This window comes from Aeromonas sp. s9 (genome assembly GCF_040907765.1).
Lineage (GTDB): Bacteria > Pseudomonadota > Gammaproteobacteria > Enterobacterales > Aeromonadaceae > Aeromonas > Aeromonas caviae.
In genome coordinates, this window is sequence record NZ_JBFOCK010000072.1 from 156902 (window position 1) to 175205 (window position 18304).

The 18304-nt window shown below is 59.0% G+C and carries 27 protein-coding genes; 15 read left to right on the forward strand and 12 right to left on the reverse strand.

Translation table 11 applies throughout. The annotated features are described in order from the left end of the window. Positions 1–80: 80 nt before the first annotated feature. The 11 genes from AB5Y54_RS15465 to AB5Y54_RS15515 form a co-directional block, all read right to left on the reverse strand. Positions 81–287 carry a hypothetical protein gene (locus tag AB5Y54_RS15465; protein ID WP_139736260.1) on the reverse strand — a complete coding sequence of 69 codons (207 nt, stop codon included), beginning with the start codon at positions 285–287 and terminating at the stop codon, positions 81–83. Then, positions 284–820, reverse strand: a complete 537-nt coding sequence (locus tag AB5Y54_RS15470; RefSeq protein WP_279981120.1) for a DNA methyltransferase — start codon at positions 818–820, stop codon at positions 284–286. The genes AB5Y54_RS15465 and AB5Y54_RS15470 overlap by 4 nt, the downstream gene beginning before the upstream one ends. Next, positions 817–1107: a hypothetical protein gene (locus AB5Y54_RS15475; RefSeq protein WP_368153991.1), complete on the reverse strand. Its 291-nt coding sequence runs from the start codon at positions 1105–1107 to the stop codon at positions 817–819. Before AB5Y54_RS15475 ends, AB5Y54_RS15470 begins: the two co-directional genes overlap by 4 nt. Next, positions 1104–1532, reverse strand: coding sequence for a hypothetical protein (locus AB5Y54_RS15480; protein WP_342018497.1), 429 nt, complete (start codon positions 1530–1532; stop codon positions 1104–1106). Before AB5Y54_RS15480 ends, AB5Y54_RS15475 begins: the two co-directional genes overlap by 4 nt. After that, entirely contained in the window at positions 1529–1705 is a 177-nt protein-coding gene (locus tag AB5Y54_RS15485; protein WP_368153992.1) for a hypothetical protein, read from the reverse strand. The genes AB5Y54_RS15480 and AB5Y54_RS15485 overlap by 4 nt, the downstream gene beginning before the upstream one ends. Beyond that, entirely contained in the window at positions 1702–2235 is a 534-nt protein-coding gene (locus tag AB5Y54_RS15490) for a hypothetical protein (protein ID WP_336575577.1), read from the reverse strand. Before AB5Y54_RS15490 ends, AB5Y54_RS15485 begins: the two co-directional genes overlap by 4 nt. 63 nt (positions 2236–2298) lie before the next feature. Further along, positions 2299–2742 carry a hypothetical protein gene (locus tag AB5Y54_RS15495; RefSeq protein WP_268453387.1) on the reverse strand — a complete coding sequence of 148 codons (444 nt, stop codon included), beginning with the start codon at positions 2740–2742 and terminating at the stop codon, positions 2299–2301. A 15-nt stretch (positions 2743–2757) separates the two neighbouring features. Continuing rightward, on the reverse strand, positions 2758–2976 hold the full coding sequence (locus tag AB5Y54_RS15500; protein ID WP_139744007.1) for a hypothetical protein: 219 nt from the start codon (positions 2974–2976) through the stop codon (positions 2758–2760). Next, positions 2973–3230, reverse strand: coding sequence for an ogr/Delta-like zinc finger family protein (locus AB5Y54_RS15505; protein ID WP_139738068.1), 258 nt, complete (start codon positions 3228–3230; stop codon positions 2973–2975). Before AB5Y54_RS15505 ends, AB5Y54_RS15500 begins: the two co-directional genes overlap by 4 nt. Before the next feature lie 11 nt (positions 3231–3241). Further along, the gene (locus AB5Y54_RS15510) at positions 3242–3754 is read right to left on the reverse strand and encodes a phage regulatory CII family protein (protein WP_368153993.1); all 513 of its coding nucleotides are present in this window, start codon (positions 3752–3754) and stop codon (positions 3242–3244) included. Between the two features lie 27 nt (positions 3755–3781). Beyond that, positions 3782–3991, reverse strand: a complete 210-nt coding sequence (locus tag AB5Y54_RS15515) for a regulator for prophage (protein WP_048209136.1) — start codon at positions 3989–3991, stop codon at positions 3782–3784. Between the two features lie 182 nt (positions 3992–4173). Between AB5Y54_RS15515 and AB5Y54_RS15520 the strand changes: the two genes are divergently transcribed. Genes AB5Y54_RS15520 through AB5Y54_RS15540 form a run of 5 tightly spaced genes read left to right on the forward strand, consistent with a single transcriptional unit; the run spans position 4174 to position 7743 of the window. Then, the gene (locus AB5Y54_RS15520) at positions 4174–4953 is read left to right on the forward strand and encodes an XRE family transcriptional regulator (RefSeq protein WP_368153994.1); all 780 of its coding nucleotides are present in this window, start codon (positions 4174–4176) and stop codon (positions 4951–4953) included. 16 nt (positions 4954–4969) lie between these two features. Beyond that, a complete protein-coding gene (locus tag AB5Y54_RS15525; RefSeq protein WP_368153996.1) occupies positions 4970–5338 on the forward strand; it encodes a hypothetical protein in 369 nt (122 codons plus the stop codon). Further along, entirely contained in the window at positions 5338–6408 is a 1071-nt protein-coding gene (locus tag AB5Y54_RS15530) for a tyrosine-type recombinase/integrase (RefSeq protein ID WP_368153997.1), read from the forward strand. The genes AB5Y54_RS15525 and AB5Y54_RS15530 overlap by 1 nt, the downstream gene beginning before the upstream one ends. Before the next feature lie 51 nt (positions 6409–6459). Further along, positions 6460–7392 carry a transcriptional activator NhaR gene (gene nhaR, locus AB5Y54_RS15535; RefSeq protein ID WP_010673095.1) on the forward strand — a complete coding sequence of 311 codons (933 nt, stop codon included), beginning with the start codon at positions 6460–6462 and terminating at the stop codon, positions 7390–7392. A gap of 48 nt (positions 7393–7440) precedes the next feature. Next, the gene (locus AB5Y54_RS15540; RefSeq protein ID WP_042878863.1) at positions 7441–7743 is read left to right on the forward strand and encodes a metalloregulator ArsR/SmtB family transcription factor; all 303 of its coding nucleotides are present in this window, start codon (positions 7441–7443) and stop codon (positions 7741–7743) included. Between the two features lie 48 nt (positions 7744–7791). On the opposite strand, the gene rpsT is transcribed toward AB5Y54_RS15540, so the two are convergent. After that, positions 7792–8055 (reverse strand): 30S ribosomal protein S20, encoded by a 264-nt coding sequence (rpsT, locus tag AB5Y54_RS15545; protein ID WP_005308808.1) that lies wholly within the window; start codon positions 8053–8055, stop codon positions 7792–7794. Positions 8056–8246: 191 nt separating this feature from the next. Between rpsT and murJ the strand changes: the two genes are divergently transcribed. The 10 genes from murJ (at position 8247) to tppD (ending at position 18265) form a co-directional block, all read left to right on the forward strand. After that, complete coding sequence (gene murJ, locus AB5Y54_RS15550) at positions 8247–9809, forward strand: murein biosynthesis integral membrane protein MurJ (protein ID WP_368153999.1); 1563 nt, start codon at positions 8247–8249, stop codon at positions 9807–9809. Between the two features lie 210 nt (positions 9810–10019). Beyond that, on the forward strand, positions 10020–10994 hold the full coding sequence (ribF, locus tag AB5Y54_RS15555; protein ID WP_010673098.1) for a bifunctional riboflavin kinase/FAD synthetase: 975 nt from the start codon (positions 10020–10022) through the stop codon (positions 10992–10994). Beyond that, the gene (gene ileS / locus AB5Y54_RS15560) at positions 10994–13855 is read left to right on the forward strand and encodes an isoleucine--tRNA ligase (RefSeq protein WP_324034274.1); all 2862 of its coding nucleotides are present in this window, start codon (positions 10994–10996) and stop codon (positions 13853–13855) included. Before ribF ends, ileS begins: the two co-directional genes overlap by 1 nt. Then, a complete protein-coding gene (lspA, locus tag AB5Y54_RS15565; protein ID WP_039039988.1) occupies positions 13855–14358 on the forward strand; it encodes a signal peptidase II in 504 nt (167 codons plus the stop codon). Before ileS ends, lspA begins: the two co-directional genes overlap by 1 nt. Beyond that, positions 14355–14807 (forward strand): FKBP-type peptidyl-prolyl cis-trans isomerase, encoded by a 453-nt coding sequence (gene fkpB, locus AB5Y54_RS15570; RefSeq protein WP_113979005.1) that lies wholly within the window; start codon positions 14355–14357, stop codon positions 14805–14807. The genes lspA and fkpB overlap by 4 nt, the downstream gene beginning before the upstream one ends. After that, entirely contained in the window at positions 14807–15742 is a 936-nt protein-coding gene (gene ispH / locus AB5Y54_RS15575; RefSeq protein ID WP_042878840.1) for a 4-hydroxy-3-methylbut-2-enyl diphosphate reductase, read from the forward strand. The genes fkpB and ispH overlap by 1 nt, the downstream gene beginning before the upstream one ends. A gap of 110 nt (positions 15743–15852) precedes the next feature. Then, the gene (gene tppA, locus AB5Y54_RS15580; protein WP_039039991.1) at positions 15853–16260 is read left to right on the forward strand and encodes a type IVa pilus pseudopilin TppA; all 408 of its coding nucleotides are present in this window, start codon (positions 15853–15855) and stop codon (positions 16258–16260) included. Positions 16261–16263: 3 nt separating this feature from the next. Then, positions 16264–16827 (forward strand): type IV pilus modification protein PilV, encoded by a 564-nt coding sequence (gene pilV / locus AB5Y54_RS15585; RefSeq protein WP_039039992.1) that lies wholly within the window; start codon positions 16264–16266, stop codon positions 16825–16827. Further along, positions 16824–17825, forward strand: a complete 1002-nt coding sequence (locus tag AB5Y54_RS15590) for a PilW family protein (RefSeq protein WP_284488399.1) — start codon at positions 16824–16826, stop codon at positions 17823–17825. Before pilV ends, AB5Y54_RS15590 begins: the two co-directional genes overlap by 4 nt. Then, the gene (gene tppD / locus AB5Y54_RS15595; protein ID WP_049636457.1) at positions 17822–18265 is read left to right on the forward strand and encodes a type IVa pilus pseudopilin TppD; all 444 of its coding nucleotides are present in this window, start codon (positions 17822–17824) and stop codon (positions 18263–18265) included. Before AB5Y54_RS15590 ends, tppD begins: the two co-directional genes overlap by 4 nt. The last annotated feature ends 39 nt before the right edge of the window (positions 18266–18304 follow it).

Here is an 18304-nt window from a genome sequence, read left to right on the forward strand (position 1 = left end):
TTGTTGCGATGCTGCTTGGCTGTTTGCAGGGCGCACGACGCCTAAAGCCGGGGCAAGCCCGGCTGGTTTTTGGTGAGTCATTAGATGGCGCCTCCGTTGTATGACTGGCGCAGACGGGCGGCAGATTGGTGCTCGCAGCGGCGGGCCGCGCGCACCATGACCAGCAGGGTTTTGATGTATCGGTGGGGGCGGCAGGGACGACGACGGGCATCCAGTAACTCGAGTTGGTATTCCCGGCGGCGCGCGGCGTCGCTCAACATGGCATCGAGCCAGAAGTCGTGGATCATGCTGCATCCTCCGCAATCAGATGACTCAGGCCGTTCGGCAGGTTCACGCGATTGCCGTTGTCCCAGATAAACCAGCTGTATTCGCAGGAGTCAGACCCGCCATTCACAAAGCGTGGGCGTGGAACCAGGATCGGGGTCTTGTTCGGAAAGCCGACCTCTGCCCAGAACGGCACGCGCTTTTTGCTGCCCAAGAAGTTCACCCGCTGCAGGTAAATCAGGGTGCCATCTGGTTCGAGCTCGTACAGGCTCTTTCTCAGAAACTCCTCCGTCAGCGAGAACGGCGGGTTGGTGATGATGACGTCGAACTGGCGGCCAAAGTCCCATGTCAGGTAGTCGCGACCATGGCGGATCTCGGCCCACTCCTTTTGCTCGGCCGGCAGCGGAACTGGATCGAAGATGTTCCCTTCTGCGCGGCATGGTTCCATGAAGTGATCACCTGGACGGAAGCTGATGCAGCGCATCAGGGCAGCCACTGCGCTGGCGGGCGTAGGGTAGAGCTCGCGCTCGATGACATTGCCGGTGGTGCTGCTCATGATTGGCCTCCTTCACAGTGGCAGACGCCAAACAGTTCATAGGTCAGCGGACCCGGCGCGCCCTGCATGGTGATGCCGGTGCGCGCGACTTGAACCCTGTCACCACCCCGAACCCGGATTGTCACAGTGGCCACGCCAGCCTCGACGATGACGCCATCGACCGCTTTGAGCTGGGTGGTTCTGGCGCGCTGGATCACCCGCTTGAAGGTCACCTTGTCACCGCAGCCAAAGGCGGCCGGATCCGGCAGGCGGTAGCGCCCGCACTGTTCACATTTCATGTTGCTCATGCCTGATACTCCTCATCTTCGCTGTCTGCATTGGCTTCTCGGCTAGCCAATGCCAGCGCCCCATACATCGCCAGCAGCAACACCGCTGACCGAGTGACAGCCAAATCCTCTCGGCGCAGGCCAACAACCTTATTCACCTCCGCCAGTAACTGCGCGACCAGCTCTCCGGTGTCTTCGAAGGCATCCATACGCTGGCTCAGCTCGACTGCTGACATTTCGTTCATGCGTCCAACTGCAAGCGACATGGCGACCATGCTGGTATTCACTTCACCGACGAACTCGCCAGAAAGCGCTTCGCCGAGATCGTCGAACCAATTTCCCAAACCGCAGGCTGTGTCAGTGGCCACCCCTGACAAATCCAGCACCGCCAACTCGGCACCCAGACGGGCCCGCATTGCCATGGGGTTCACATAGACCTTGCTCATGCTGCTACTCCTTCCAGTACACAGGCGCGGCCAGAGGCCAGGGTTTCGATACGGGCGGCGTGGCACTGGCCTCTGAGCCAGTGGCCGCGCACCTTGATGTAGCCGTGGCGCACCAGGTAGGCGACGGCATCGGCGGGAGAGGGGGCGATGTGCTTGGCGGTGATGGCGATCATTGGGCACCCCCTTGCAGCTCATGGGCAAAAGGCGGCTGGAATATCACGGTGACGTCATGGACTGGGGCCGCCATGTCCACGCCGATGATGTGCGGGCCGTCCATAAATGGCAGGTCACCATCAGCCAACTGCTCGACTTCAACCTCTGGCGGCATGAATACCAGTCCCTGCTCATCGTCCTGCCACCTAAAGCAAGCCTTGGCATCGGTGACCAGCCATTCTTCCGCTTCCTGCGGATTGGCCTCGGCATAGGTAATGAACATTCGAAGGAACGGCATTCCGCCGACGTATTTGGTGATGGAGGAATACAGGGACATCACCGGCGGCCGCTGGCCACCCTGCAGGATCTCGAGGCGCTTGGTCAGCTCGGCGTAGATGTCGAGCAGGGCCAGCTCGTCGGCCAGTTCGGCCAGCGCCTCAAGGCTCGCCTCGATGGCGAGGCTGTGACATGCCCCGAGCTGTGGGCGATGGGTATTAATGAGGCTGTTCGCGACTTTGCGGATCGCCTGTTCTGCTGTAAGATTGTTCATGAGGTTTACCTCGCTGATTGATTGAAAGCCCCGCTGGTGCGCCAACACCGATAGCGGGGTTTTTTATTGGCCGCTTCCGGCCACCTTCTGCAAAACCGCTCTGCGGCTTTCCAACATGCCGGCCTGCTTGTTGAGCTCGGCCCGGCGCTTGTTCTCGTGTTCTGCCTGTTCCTGCTCGCTGCGGGTCGGCCCCTCAATACGGCGGGTGGTGCGGTGCCACTCGCGGCGGTGCAGCACGCCGCCATCAAACTCATGCAGGGTTGCCATCAGCTCACCCAGGGCGAGGCGGATCGCCTCTTGTTGGTCAAAGTCGAACTGGTCCAGCTCGCGCCCGGCTTGGGTGGTCGACACCCCGGCGGCGTAACAGATGACGGCGCGGGCCCGGGTCGGCAGGCGTGACCAGCGGCTGGACGCCCCATTGCGGCCGAACTGGGCGCGCATCTCTGCCAGCGCCACTTCTGCGGCGCTGGGTTGTTGAACGAGCTCAAAAATCTGTGCGGTGTTCATGGGGTGGCCCTCCGGTTATGCCTGCAGCAGCTTGGTCAGCCAGTGCGGGCGAGGTTGATGGCACGGCTGGAAGCGAAGCGCGCCACGGCGGCCCTCGCTGTCTTCCAGATAACTGCCGTCGAAACGGGTGGTGTTGCGCATCACCGGCTCGTCGCCGCTGGTGACGACGGTGGCGCGGTTGAACAGCAAAAACGGCAGCGGGATCAGCCCCGGCTGCTCGGCGCGAAGTTTCATGCTGGCTCCTTGAGCGGGACGCTCTTCGACATGGTTTTGCAGTTTTTGCCCACGCCCTTGCAGGTCGGCAGCACGATGGCCGGATTGGGCATGGCGGATGGGCTGATGGTGCCGACGATTTCAAATGCCGCCTTGAAGGTGTGGCCGCAGTCGACATTGCTACAGGCGTAATAGGCGTGGCCTGTCAGCGGGCTCATTTTGGTGGAGTTTCGGGTATTCGCGTGGTAACCGCAGTGGGGGCAAATCAATCTCATGGTCTGGTCTCCTATGCGCCGATGGCGGCGCGGGCCATATCGGCGGCGCACGCGAGGCTGGGGATGGCGTGAAAGCGGTCCTCGACCTCGGTAGCCAGCAGCACAAGGTGCTCGATGCCTGCCCAGATGCCGGTGACGACGGTGTTTCGGTGTGATTTGGTGACGCGGTCACCGGCGAGGAGGGTGGTCGCCTGGGCCGTGACGCCCAGGATCTGGGCCCCCGCATTAAGCGCCTGCTGGGCGCGGGCATCTGGGGCAACCTGGGCGGCATCCGGCAGACGAACGGCGGTCAGGCCGCAGTCAAACAGCAGGCCATCAAACAGGGTGTCGTCGCCGGTGGCGTGGTAGAGGGCAACCAGATCCCTTGCCGTCAGCTGATGCGGCTGGTCAGGGTTCAGCTTGTTGCGCAGCATCTGCTCCCCAATCTCTGCTGACCTGGCCACCTCGGCTAGGTTGTACCTTGCTGCGAAAAGTGCGCACGCAGCCTCATAGCTATGCTGTTTGGATGCAGTCTGTTCAAACATGGTTGCCTTTCCTTGAATGACAGAGACTCAACGAGAGACAAGTGCTGCTTGATGGCATTCCATCCGAAGCGCTTCGAGGTTGATGACCACTTTTTGCCGCAGACCGGTTTTCGGCAGGATAGGAAGGCGCCCCGCCTCGATCATGGATTGGACGTAGTCCTCGGTGAAACCGGTCATCTCGGCGAACTTCTCCTTGGAGCAGACCGGAAAGGTGAATGCTGGTTGCATTTGTGTCATGATGACGCCTCATCGCTTACTATTGATGATTATTGGCCCTAATTAGCCCTTGTCCTTGCTAACAATGGTTGGAGATCTTCGACTGATGCCAACATTTGTAGGTGGACTATGAACGGAGCGCTATCGTATGTCAACAATGAATATGGGTTATTTCCCATCATTACCCAAAGAGGTGGTAACGAATGGAAGAGCTTAACCAGCATTCATTTGATGCAAAGGCGTTTGCAGAAAGGCTCGTCCAGATTCGTGGCAGTGAGTCCCGACGCTCATTCGCAATCAGGTCAGGGATGTCTGACACTTCGATTTTGAAGTACGAGCGGCTGGAGGCTTTACCCAACGTAGAGCGATTTATCGCCATGGCAGTGGCTTCTGGAGTGGATCTCCGGTGGTTGGCCTGCGGTGATGACTGGGAGCGAATTTTGGCTGGCGCGACGGCTATCCCCTCATCCGGCGAATCAGCCAAAGAAGCCAAAGAAGCGGCGGCAGACTACCTGGCTCATACCCCGAAAGTGGAAGTGGCCCCAAGCCCATTGATGGGGGCCAATGACGATTTCACCTTTATCGACAGTTACCAGGTGTTTGCATCGGCCGGCCATGGCCAGTTTGTCAGCGACGAGCAGAAGTCTGAGCCGATGGCGTTCCGTACCGAGTGGCTGAAAAAGGAAGGGTTGAAGGCGGACCGACTGGCGGTGATCCGGGCGAAGGGCGACAGCATGGAGCCCACCATCTCTGATAACGACATCATCCTGCTGCACCTGGCCAACGGCGATGCGCCGAGGGATGGCTTACATGTAATTCGGATGGAGGGCGGGTTGTTCGTGAAACGCCTGCAGTTCTCCCCCCTGGGTGACGTGAAGGTGGTCAGCGATAACCCTACCTATCAGTCATGGGATTTCACCAAAGAGCAACGGGCAGACCTGCATGTGGTTGGTCGGGTGGTCTGGGCTGGGAAGAAGTTTTAAAACATTAGGAGCAATCATGAAGAAGTATCTGATGAGCCTGCTTTTCGTATCGTTCTTTAGTCATGCAGGCACTGCACTGGACTCAGCATTGAAGCTCTGGTCCCCAACACAAATTGAGCGTAATGGTGATGTGCTGCGCATCGTACTGCCACAAGCCAAGGTTACTGATGTCATTTACAAGTCAGTCGTAAAAATGGGGCTCTGCCCAGTCGTGTGGGAAGGGAAAGCAGATGATCTGAAAGGCGTTGCCGAGGTGGCTTTGCTCAACCAATTTGGCAAGCAGGGCTATGTGGTTGAGGAGGTTGCCTCGACTTGTACCGAAATGGGGAAACTCACCGGTGCAGAAAGTGACACCCACTTGCTCGGTAAAACTCGTTTGTACTGATGACCGTCCGCAAACTCACTGACGGTTCAACCAATCCTTGGTTGGCTGAAATCTACCCTCAGGGGCGCACCGGCCCCCGCAAGCGCAAGCGCTTTGTCACCAAGGGCGAGGCGTTGGCGTGGGAACGATTCATTCTGGATGAGCATCAGGCCAAGCCCTGGCTAGGGAAGGATGCGAAGGAGCATCGTACCCTGCAGGAGCTAATCGATCTCTGGTATAAGTTGCACGGCCAGACCCTAAAACGCAGTGAGGTTCGCTTGGCCAAGCTGCAGATCATCTGTAATGGCATGGGCAACCCCAAGGCGATCGACATTACTCCCTCGATGTGGGCGCACTATCGGGCCAAGCGAATGGCTGGCGAGATAGATAACGGCTGGAATGTGGGAGCCAAAAAGGCGATCACCGCCCGAACGGTCAATCAGGAGCTGGCATTTCTCAAAGCCGTGTTTGGTGAGCTAATCCGGTTGGGGGAGTGGCAACATGCCCACCCGTTGCAAATGACGACAAGCATCAAGACGCCCGACTCTGAGATGACCTTCTTACTGCCGGGGCAGATTGCTGAACTCCTCCATGCTGCCCAGCAGTACCCCAACCCAGACTTGGCTCTCATCATCAAGATCTGCTTGGCGACTGGCGCACGTTGGCGAGAGGCGGAGGCGCTGACCACCTCGCAGGTGACCCCGTACCGGATCACCTATACCAACACCAAGGGCAATAAAAACCGGACGGTGCCGATCAGCCCGGTGCTTTACGATGAATTGATGGCTGGCGTGAAAGGTGGGTGCTTGTTTACTCCCTGCTATCTGGATTTTGGGCGGGCGTTGAAGACGACCGGGATCGAGTTACCGGATGGGCAGCTCACCCATGTTTTGCGGCATACCTTTGCCAGTCACTTCATGATGAACGGCGGCAACATTCTGGTTCTCCAGAAAATCCTGGGTCATGCGAACATCCGTGACACGATGCGCTATGCCCACTTCGCCCCCGACCATCTGGAAGAGGCTGCCCGGCTTAATCCGCTGGAGCAATGGCGGCAAAATGGCGGCGCAACATCTGATTATGGCCTCTAGTGCCACTTTATAACCCTTACGATTCATTGAATATCATGGGATTGCGGTGCTATGTCACACCTTAACTACAACCATCTCTACTATTTTTGGATGACTCAGAAGAAGGGCTCCGTCACGCAGGCGGCGGAAGCCCTCTTTTTGACTCCACAGACCGTGACCGGTCAGATCAAACTGCTTGAGCAGCGTCTTGGCGGCAAGTTGCTGATCAGAAAGGGGCGCTCCCTTGAGGCCACCGAGCTTGGCCAACTGGTGTTTCGCTATGCGGACAAGATGTTCAGCCTCTCCTACGAGATGCTGGATATCGTCAATTACCGCAAGGAGAGCCAGATCCTGTTCGACGTCGGCATCGCCGATGCACTCTCCAAGCGTCTTGCCAGCCGGGTGCTGCTCTCCGTGATCCCCAATGATGGTTCCATTCACCTGCGCTGCTTCGAGTCGACCCATGAACTGCTCCTGGAGCAGTTGAGCGAGCACAAGCTCGACATGATCCTCTCTGATTGCCCGGTGGACTCCAGCCAGCATGCCGGGTTGCTGTCCAAGCGTCTGGGGGGATGCGGCGTCAGTTTCTTCTGCAAGGCGCCTCTGCCCTCCCAGCCTTTCCCTGCCTGCCTGGAAGAGCGCAAGCTGCTCATCCCGGGCCGTCGCACCGCCATGGGTCGTCAACTGACCCAGTGGTTCGAGCAGCAGGGAATTTCCCCCAGCATTCTGGGAGAATTCGACGATGCGGCGCTGATGAAGGCGTTCGGCTTCTTCAACCAGGGCATCTTCATGGCACCGACCATTTATCGGGAGGAGATCCTGGAGGGGGAGGAGGTGATGCTGCTGGGTGAAACCCAAGATCTGATGGAGGAGTATTACGTCATCTTTGCCGAGCGGATGATCCAGCATCCTGCGGTCAAGCGGGTATGCGAGAGTGATTTCTCCTTCCTCTTTGCGGGGCAGGAGGATTTCACGGCCATTCAGCCGGCAAGCCTCTCGTTTTAAATCGAGGGTGACGGCGCTATGATGCCAGTCTTGGAAGAGGAGGGTGAGATGCGATTGGAAGAGATGGAAGCGAATGCCGGGCGTGCCGTTACCCTGCTCAAGGCATTGGCCAATGAACGGCGGCTGTTTATCTTGTGCCAGTTGCTGGATAGGGAGCTGTCGGTCGGCGAGCTGAACGAAGTCTTGGGATTGAGCCAGTCAGCCATGTCGCAGCATCTGGCGGTGTTGCGCCGGGATGAGCTGGTGGCGACGAGGAAGGAAGCCCAGACGGTCTATTATTCCCTGCGCAGCCATGAAGTGCGTGAGATGATCGGACTGTTGCACAGACTGTACTGTAGCGACCCCAAATAAAAAACCGGCACTAGGCCGGTTTTTTCAGCTTTCATCAGCGGATGCTGATTAAGCCATGGCTTTGATCTGGGCAGACAGGCGGCTCTTGTGACGAGCAGCTTTGTTCTTGTGGATCAGGCCTTTGGTCGCCATACGATCCATGATCGGCTGAGCAACAGCGAAAGCGGCAGTGGCAGCAGCCTTGTCACCAGAGGCGATGGCAGCGATCACTTTCTTCAGGTAGGTACGGGTCATGGAACGACGGCTGGCGTTGTGCTGACGACGTTTCTCTGACTGAAGAGCACGCTTCTTAGCAGATTTGATGTTAGCCAAGGTAAAACTCCTAAAACTGTCTTAGCGAGTGTATTGAAAAGGCCCGGAAATATGCCTTCCCAACCACATATTGTCAAATGATTTGTGCAAATAAACACCGCCCCCCGGTGGTGTGTCAGATGGGAGACGGTTAAACTGTCGGCCGATTCTAACAGCATTCTTTTCTTTCCGACAGTTCCAGAGGCCTCGTCTTGAGTAAGAAATTGATCAAATCCGGCATGATAGTGTCCGGAATGACGCTGGCATCCCGTGTGATGGGCTTGGTGCGCGATGTGGTCATCGCCAATTTGCTCGGTGCCGGGGTGGCCGCAGACGTCTTCTTCTTCGCCAATCGCATTCCCAACTTCTTGCGCCGTCTCTTTGCCGAAGGGGCATTCAACCAGGCCTTCGTGCCCGTGATGACGGAGTACAAGAAAAACGGTGACGAGCAGGCGGTTCGCGAGTTGCTGGCGGCGGTGGCGGGCACCCTGGGTGGTATCGTCACCGTGGTCACCTTGCTCGGGGTGCTGGGTTCCGGTGTCCTGACGGCTCTCTTTGGCTGGGGCTGGTTCTGGGATTGGCTGCATGGCGGACCGGCGGCGGAGAAGTTCGAGTTGGCCAGTCTGATGCTCAAGATCACCTTCCCCTATCTCTGGTTCATCACCTTCACCGCCATGGCGGGGGCCATTCTCAATACCTTTGGCCGTTTTGCCGTGTCCTCCTTCACGCCGGTGTTCCTCAACATCACCATGATTGCGGCGGCCTGGTGGATAGCGCCCTTGATGGAGCGCCCCGAGCTCTCCCTGGCGATCGGTGTCTTCCTCGGCGGTCTGGTCCAGTTTTTGTTCCAGTATCCTTTTCTGCGCCAGCTCAACATGCTGGTCTGGCCCAAGTGGGGTTGGCACCATCCCGGGGTCGTGAAGATCCGTACCCTGATGATCCCGGCCCTGTTCGGCGTGTCGGTCAGCCAGATCAACCTGCTGATCAACACCATGCTGGCGTCGTTCCTGGCTACCGGTGCCATCAGCTATCTCTATTACTCGGACAGGTTGCTGGAGTTTCCCCTCGGTCTCTTTGCGGTGGCCATCAGCACGGTGATCCTGCCTGCCCTGGCCAGAAAACACGTGGATGCGGATCCGGCGGATTTCTCTCGCACCATGGATTGGGGGGTGCGCATGGTGATGCTGCTCGGCTTGCCAGCCATGGTCGGTATCGCCGTGCTGCGCGAGCCCATACTGCGGGTGCTTTTCATGCGCGGTGAGTTCGGTCTGCACGAGGTGAGCATGTCCAGTGCCAGCCTGCTGGCCTCCACCACGGGGCTGCTCTCCTTGATGCTCATCAAGGTGCTGGCCCCCGGTTATTACGCCCGCCAGGACACCAGGACGCCGGTGCGTATCGGCATCATGGCCATGGTAGCCAACATGGTGTGCAACCTTATTTTCATCTATCCGCTCGGCTACGTCGGGCTGGCGCTGGCGACCGCCTGCTCCGGCACGCTGAACGCCGTACTGCTGTTCAAGGGGCTCTATCAGCAGGATGTCTATCGCCCTTCCCGCAACACCGGGCTGTTCTGCCTCAAGCTCTTGGCGGCAACGGTCTTGATGGGGGGGCTTCTGGCCTATCTGTCACCGGATCTCGCCCAATGGGGTGCCTGGAGCATGGGCAAGGCCAGCCTGGAGTTGACCCTGCTGCTCTGCCTGGGCGGAGCGTTGTATGGCATTGTCCTCTTGGCATTGGGGATCCGGCCACGGCACCTGAGAGCCGGTCAGCAATAAGGAGCCAGCTGCAAGGGAGGGGGACAGTACAGGGGAGATGGGGGAGCGGTCTCAGGGGCTGTCGAGTTGGCCCGCCAACGAGGTGCGATGCTCCTGGCCGAGTCCGAGAAGCGAGCGGGATGGCTAAATCGGGTCAACGGCAGGGCTGACCCTGCCTGCTGCCTGATATATAATCCGCCGATTTCCATGGCAGCAACGCACAAGGCACTGATGGAGCTTATTCGCGGCATTCACAATATCAAGCCCCGTCACCGGGGCTGTGTATTGACCATAGGCAACTTCGATGGGGTTCATCAGGGGCATCACGCGGTGTTGGCCCGTTTGCAGGAGAAGGCCGCCCAACTTGGCCTGCCGGCCTGCGTCATGTTGTTCGAACCCCAGCCGCTGGAGCTGTTTGCGGGCAGTGCCGCGCCCGCCCGCCTCAGCCGCTGGCGGGAGAAGTACGAAGCCCTCAAGGGAATGCAGATCGATCGCATGCTCTGCGTGCGTTTCACCCATCGTTTTGCCGAGCAGGCGGCCAGCACCTTCATCGAGCAACTGCTGGTGGAGAAACTCGGCGTGCACTATCTGGTGGTCGGCGACGATTTTCGCTTCGGCAAGGGGCGGGAAGGGGACTTCCACCTGCTGGAGGAGGCCGGTCGGCGCTTCGGGTTCGAGGTGATCAGCACCCAGAGTTTCCAGCTTTCCCGCCAGCGGGTCAGCAGCACCCTGGTGCGCGAGGCCCTGAAAGCGGGTCGCATGGCGGAGGTGGAGCTGATGCTCGGTCGCCCCTATGCCATCAGCGGCCGGGTGGCCCATGGTGACAAGCTGGGGCGCACCATAGGTTTTCCCACCGCGAATCTGGCCCTCAAACGCCAGGTTGTCCCGGTCGGTGGCGTGTTTGCGGTGGAAGTGATATGTTCCGGCAAGACTTTCCCCGGTGTCGCCAATGTGGGTGTACGTCCGACCTTGAGCGGTACACAAGCCAGATTGGAAGTACATCTATTTGATTTTTCTGGTGATCTATATGGTCAGCAGGTCAAGGTGCTGCTTCGCCACAAGCTGCGCGAAGAGCAGAAATTTGACTCTTTCACCGCCTTGAAAGAGCAGATCGAACGAGATGCCCTGGCGGCCCGAGCCTGGTTCGGGCTGCCACAATTTCATTTACCCAGCACTCTTTTAGAAAAGAAGGGAACCCAGGACTGATGAGCGACTATAAACACACCCTGAATCTGCCGGAAACCGAGTTTCCGATGCGTGGCGATCTGGCCAAACGCGAACCCAACATGTTGAAACGTTGGTACGATCAGGATCTTTACGGCGCCATTCGCCGCGCCAAAGCGGGTAAGCCTTCTTTCATTCTGCACGATGGCCCCCCCTATGCGAACGGCAGCATTCACATCGGTCATTCGGTCAACAAGATCCTCAAAGACATCATCATCAAGTCCAAGGGCCTCTCTGGCTTCGATTCCCCCTATGTGCCGGGCTGGGATTGCCACGGTCTGCCCATCGAGCTGAAAGTGGAAGGCATGGTCGGCAAGCCGGGCGAGAAGGTTTCCGCCGCCGAGTTCCGCGCCGAGTGCCGCAAATACGCCAAAACCCAGATCGAAGCGCAGAAGACCGACTTCATCCGTCTGGGCGTGCTGGGTGACTGGGAACACCCCTACCTGACCATGGATTTTGGGACCGAAGCCAACATCATCCGTTCCATGGCCAAGATCGTTGAAAACGGCCACCTGCACAAAGGCTCCAAGCCGGTGCACTGGTGTACCGATTGCGGCTCCGCGCTGGCTGAAGCGGAAGTGGAGTACTACGACAAGAACTCCCCCTCCATCGACGTGCGCTTCAAGGCCGTCGACGAGGCTGCCGTTGCCGCCAAGTTTGATTGCGCCGAAGGCCACACCGGCAAGGGCGCGCTCTCTGCCGTGATCTGGACCACTACCCCGTGGACCCTGCCGGCCAACCGCGCCATCGCCATGCACGCCGATCTCGACTACGCACTGGTGCAGGTTGAGGGCGACAATCCCGAGCGTCTGATCCTGGCCGCCGAGCTGGTCAAGGACGTGATGGATCGCGCAGGCATCGAGCACTTCCACAACCTGGGTTACGCCAAGGGTGCCGCACTCGAGCTGCTGCGCTTCAACCACCCCTTCTACAGCTTCGACGTACCTGTGGTGCTGGGTGACCACGTTACCCTGGACGCCGGTACCGGCGCGGTGCACACCGCCCCTGGTCACGGTCAGGAAGACTTCGTGGTCGGTCAGAAGTACGGTCTGGAAGTGGCCAACCCGGTTGGCAGCAACGGCGTCTATCTGCCGGATACCGAACTGTTTGCCGGCCAGCACGTGTTCAAGGCCAACGCCTCCGTGGTCGAGGTGCTGACCGAGCGCGGTGCCCTGCTGCATCACAAGGTATTCAACCACTCCTACCCGCACTGCTGGCGTCACAAGACCCCGATCATCTTCCGTGCCACCCCCCAGTGGTTCATCAGCATGGAGCAGAAGGGTCTGCGCAAGCGTGCCCTGGAAGAGATCGAGCGTATCGAGACTCAGGGCATTGCCGAACACGGCCAGAGCGGCTGGGTCCCGGCCTGGGGCAAGAATCGCATCCAGGCGATGGTCGAGAACCGTCCCGACTGGTGTATCTCCCGTCAGCGTACCTGGGGCGTGCCCATCTCCCTGTTCGTTCACAAGGATACCCAGGCGCTGCACCCGGAATCCGTGCGCCTGATGGAAGAGGTGGCCAAGCGGGTCGAGCAGTCCGGCATCCAGGCCTGGTGGGATCTGGACAAGGCCGAACTGCTGGGCGCCGATGCCGACAACTACGAGAAGGTGCCCGACACCCTGGACGTCTGGTTTGACTCCGGTTCTACCCACGCCTCCGTGGTCGACGCCCGTCCCGAGTTCAACGGCAAGCCGGCCGACATGTATCTGGAAGGCTCTGACCAGCACCGTGGCTGGTTCATGTCATCGCTCATGATCGGCGTGGCGATGAAAGACAAGGCTCCCTACAACCAGGTGCTGACTCACGGCTTCACCGTGGATGGTCAGGGCCGCAAGATGTCCAAGTCCATCGGCAACGTGGTGAGCCCGCAAGATGTAATGAACAAGCTGGGTGCCGACATCCTGCGTCTGTGGGTAGCGAGCACTGACTACACCGGTGAGATGACCGTCTCCGACGAGATCCTCAAGCGCTCCGCCGACGCCTATCGTCGTATCCGCAACACTGCCCGTTTCCTCTTGGCCAACCTGAACGGCTTCAATCCGGCGACCGACATGGTGGCGCCTGCCGACATGGTGGTGGTGGATCGCTGGGCAGTGGGCCGTGCCAAAGCGGTACAGGCCGAGATCGTGGCCGCGTTCGACGAGTACAACTTCCACGGCGTGACCCAGAAGCTGATGCAGTTCTGTTCCATCGAGATGGGTTCCTTCTATCTGGACGTCATCAAGGATCGTCAGTACACAGCCAAGGCTGACAGCCTGGCCCGTCGCTCCTGCCAGACCGCCCTCTATCACATCGCCGAAGCCATGGTGCGTTGGATGGCGCCGATCATGAGCTTCACTGCCGACGAGATCTGGGCCCTGCTGCCGGGCGAGCGCGGCGAGTTCGTGTTCACCGAGGAGTGGTACGACGGCCTGTTCGGGCTGGAAGCGGGCGAAGTGCTGAACGACGAGTTCTGGGCCGAGATCCTCACCGTGCGCGGTGAAGTGAACAAGGCGCTGGAAGTGGCCCGTGGCGAGAAGCGCATCGGCGGTTCTCTGCAGGCCGAACTGACCCTGTTCGCCAAGCCTGAGCTGGCCGCGCGTCTGAACGCATTGGCCGATGAGCTGCGCTTCGTGCTGCTCACCTCCAAGGCCAAGGTAGTCAGCGTCGATGCCGCACCGGCAGAGGCCGTGGCAACCGAGCGCGATGACCTGTGGCTCTGCGTGGCCCAGTCTGCCGCCGCCAAGTGCGATCGCTGCTGGCACCATGTGGAAGACGTGGGCACCATCGCGGGGCACGAAGAGATCTGTGGCCGCTGCGTCACCAACGTCGAGGGTGACGGCGAAACGCGTCAATTTGCCTGATGAACATGACTCAACATAAAAGCGGCCTGCGTTGGCTGTGGCTGGCGGTGCTGGCCTTCGTACTGGACCAGGCGAGCAAGCTCGCCGTGGTCAAGCTGCTGCCGTTTGGCTACCCGGGGGTGGAGATCACCCCCTTCTTCAACCTGGTCCATGTCTACAACAAGGGCGCTGCTTTCAGCTTCCTGGCAGATCAGGGAGGCTGGCAGCGCTGGTTCTTCGCTGTGCTGGCGTTCGCCATCTGTGGCCTGCTGATCCACTGGCTGCGCAAGCAGTCGGTCACCCAGCGCTGGAGCGGTATCGCCTACAGCCTGATCATCGGCGGGGCGCTCGGCAACGTGTTTGACCGGCTGGTGCTGGGCCATGTGGTCGACTTCCTCGACTTTTACTGGCAGCGCGCCCACTGGCCGGCGTTCAATCTGGCTGACAGCTTCATCTTCATCGGTGCCGCCATGATCGTGCTGGATGGCTTCCGTGGTGAGAAAAAACAGGACGCGACCTTATGAGCCAGCTGATTGCTGCGGACAGCAGCGTGCTGTTCCATTTCTCTATCAAACTGGAAGATGGCTCGGTGGCGGACAGCACGGCGCTGCACGGCAAGCCTGCCCGTCTGCGGATGGGAGACGGCAGTCTGACGCCGAGCTTCGAGCAATGCCTGCTGGGGCTGCGCGAAGGGGAGAGCAAGAGCTTTACCCTGGCGCCGGAAGAGGCGTTTGGCCTTTCCAATCCCGACAACATCTACCATCTCGATCGCGCCAAGTTCGGTAACGAAGTTGAGCCCAAGGTGGGTACCATCATTCTGTTCGACCAGCCCAACGGCAGCGAACTGCCCGGGATCATCCGGGCGGTGGAAGGGATGTCGGTCACGGTCGATTTCAACCACCCCCTGGCCGGTCACACCGTCACCTTCGAGGTGGAGATCCTGGGGATTGATGACGAGGAGAAGGTGCACTGATGGATATTCTGCTGGCTAACCCCCGTGGCTTCTGTGCCGGTGTCGACCGGGCCATCAGCATCGTCGAGAGCGCGCTGGAGAAGTTCGGTGCCCCGATCTATGTCCGTCACGAAGTGGTGCACAACCGCTACGTGGTGAACAAGCTCAAGGAGGCGGGTGCCGTTTTCGTCGAAGAGCTGGACGAGGTGCCGGATGACAGCATCGTCATCTTCTCCGCTCACGGTGTCGCCAAGGTCGTGCGCGAGATGGCCAAATCCCGCGCCCTCAAGGTGTTCGATGCCACCTGTCCGCTGGTGACCAAGGTGCACATGGAGGTCCATCGCGCCAGCCGCAAGGGTTCCGAAGCCGTGCTCATCGGCCATGCCGGCCACCCCGAGGTGATCGGCACCATGGGACAGTACGAGAACAGTGAGGGTGGCATGTATCTGGTGGAGACGCCGGAAGATGTGGCCAAACTCAAAGTGAAGAACCCGGACGATCTCTGTTTCGTCACCCAGACGACACTCAGCGTGGATGAGACGTCAGATGTCATCGATGCCTTGCGTGCGCACTTCCCCAAGATCCAGGGGCCGCGCAAGGATGACATCTGCTACGCCACCCAGAACCGCCAGGATGCGGTGCGGGAGATGGCCGGACTGGTGGACGCCATGCTGGTGGTGGGATCGCGCAACTCTTCCAACTCCAACCGACTGCGGGAGCTGGCCGAGAAGGTGGGTGCCAAGGCCTACCTCATCGACGATGCCTCCATGATTGAGCCGCAATGGCTGGACGGGGTTGTCCGTATCGGGGTCACGGCGGGTGCGTCAGCCCCCGATGTGCTGGTTCAGAATGTCATTGCTCGTCTGCGCGAGCTGGGAGGCAAGATAGTGACCGAGCATCCTGGCCGAGAAGAGAATGTGGTGTTTGAAGTGCCGCCCGAGCTTAGAATTATTTGAATGTGGCCAGGATGGCCTGAGAATAAAGAGTTATGTTCCTGATGCCGGATTTGTCGTTGCGACCTATCCGGCATTAGACTATATGAACCGCCAGTCACCAAGGATGGGTTATGATTGGGTTCTATCGAGGCTTTTCTCTCATTGAATTGATGATTGTCGTCGCAATCGTGGCGATTCTTGGCACTATTGCCTATCCCTCCTATCAGCGTTACCTGCTGTCCAGCCACCGAATTGATGCCAAAAAAATGCTGTTGGACGCCGCCAACAGACAAGAAACCTATTTTATGGACTTCAATCGGTATACCTCATCCGCAGCCGATTTGAATATCTCGGAGAACTCCGAATCCGGCTTCTATCACCTGGTCATCTCAGCCGGGGTCAATACATACATCCTGTTTGCCACAGCCTCTGGTGCGCAGGGGTCAGACAGCGACTGCATCATTTTCTCCATCGACCAGGATGGCACCCGGAGTGCCACCCGGCTCGGGGATACCGTCAACAATGCTTGCTGGGACTAGGCGATGAAACCACTGCACCATCGACACACGAGGGGATTCAGCCTGCTGGAGGTGATGATTGCGGCCGTGGTGCTCTCCTTCGGCTTGCTGGGATTGGTTGCCATGCAGGTCACCGCCAAGTTTTCCAGCTACGAAGCGCGTCAGCGCACCATCGCCAACTGGCTGGCCAATGATCTGGTCGAACGCGCCAGGATCAACAAAGACAGCTGGGCTGGTCAGGGAACGACAGTGGTATCCGGCAACGCGATCCTGGATATGCCGAGCTGTGCCAACAACAATGGCACCATGTCGGATTGCAGCAGGACTGAGCGGCAGGCACTGGACCTCTTCTACTGGCAGCAGTCCCTGCTGGGAACCGCAGTATCCGGTGCCGCGTCACCTCTGCAATCTCCGGTCGGCTGCGTGATTCGTGGCGCCAACAACAGTTTGACCATAGGGATCTTCTGGCAGGGGCGGGAGTCTTTGTCCGATGGTGCCGTTGCAGTGGCCGCGGTGCGCAACAGTTGTGGGTTGGGCAATGCGGCAGACAGACAGAGGCGTCAGTTCGTACTGACGACCACACTATGAATGCCCGTGGCTTCACCCTGATTGAATGGCTGATTGCCATGTTGATCGGCGTATTTCTGGTCGGTGGCGGCTTGAGCATCTTCGTGGCTTCCCGTGCCACAACGGAAGATGCTTTCGATCAGAGCGAGTTGCAGGAGAACGGTCGTATCGCGATGCGCCTGGTGACCCAGGACCTGAAATGGGCGGGCTTCTGGGGGGACTACACCGGTTCCCCCATGGCAACGGGGCAAGGCGTGACTCTCAGCATCGGGTCTACGGTGCTTTCGGCGAACGATTGTCTGGACAATTTGGGGCGTGGCAGCTTGCCGCCCAGCGTGGGAACAAATCGGGGGGTCTGGGTCGCGCGGGTGGACAACAACAGGGCGATTAACGGGGGGGCTTTTGCCTGTATTCCCGTGACGTCACGTATTCCCAATACGGATGTCATCAGCATCAAGCGATTGATTGGGCAGCCCCTGGCCGATGCCGCAGCTACTGGCAACCGCTTCTATCTTGCTACTACGACGCAAGCGGCGCTGATGTTCAAAGGGGGAGAAACAGTGCCCACGATGACAGATATGCCGGCTCGTCAGCTCTGGGAATATCAGCACTTTATCTATTATCTCGCTCCCAATGCCGCAGGCAACCCGGAGCTGAGAAAGCGTTACCTGACTTCCAATGGGGGCTCGGTTCTGATCGGAGGCCCCATGGCGGAAGGGATTGAGCGCATGACGGTGTTGTTTGGTGTTGACGACACTCCTGTTGCCGATGGGGTCATTGATCGCTATGTCGCGTCTACAAACGTGACCGAGCAGGAATGGAGCGAAGGGCGTGTCGTTGCTGCCCGTGTTTTTATTCTGGTGCGGTCGTCGCAAGCATCCAGCAGCTATGTGAACAACAACATCTATCAGGTAGGCAGTACTAGCGTATCAGGCAATGGGGATGGATTTCGTCGTTTGCTGCTGGAGAGCAGCGTGTCGCTGCGCAACCCGGTGGTCATGACTGGAGGTGGTTCATGAGGTCTCAGCATGGCGTTGCCCTGATCGTCGCTCTGATCATCCTGGTACCTCTGACGCTGATCGCCGTGGTGGTGATGCAGTCCTCCGGGCAGGATCTCAAGATGGCAGGCTCTGCGGCCAATTTCAGGCAGGCAGAACACAGACTGGAAGGCATCATCGAAGCGGCGGTACAGAGCAATAACATATCGACGGTGATTGCAGGCATGGGGTCTGCGCTGGGGGCGAGTGCTGCCATCAGTGTCAATAGCAGCAATAATTCAGCCAGTGTGGCCCTCACCAATCGCACGGAAACTGTCTGCAAACGCAAGGTGGATGCCAGCAGCAGCAATGTGATTCCTGTATGCAAATATGTCGAGCTACAGGCCGGTGTCAATTATGGAAAATATTCTCGCCCGCTGACCTGGACTGCGGGTGTGGAACAGCCACTGCTCACAAAATAGGAGCGAAGGATATGTGGTTACAACGATTCGGTTCAATTT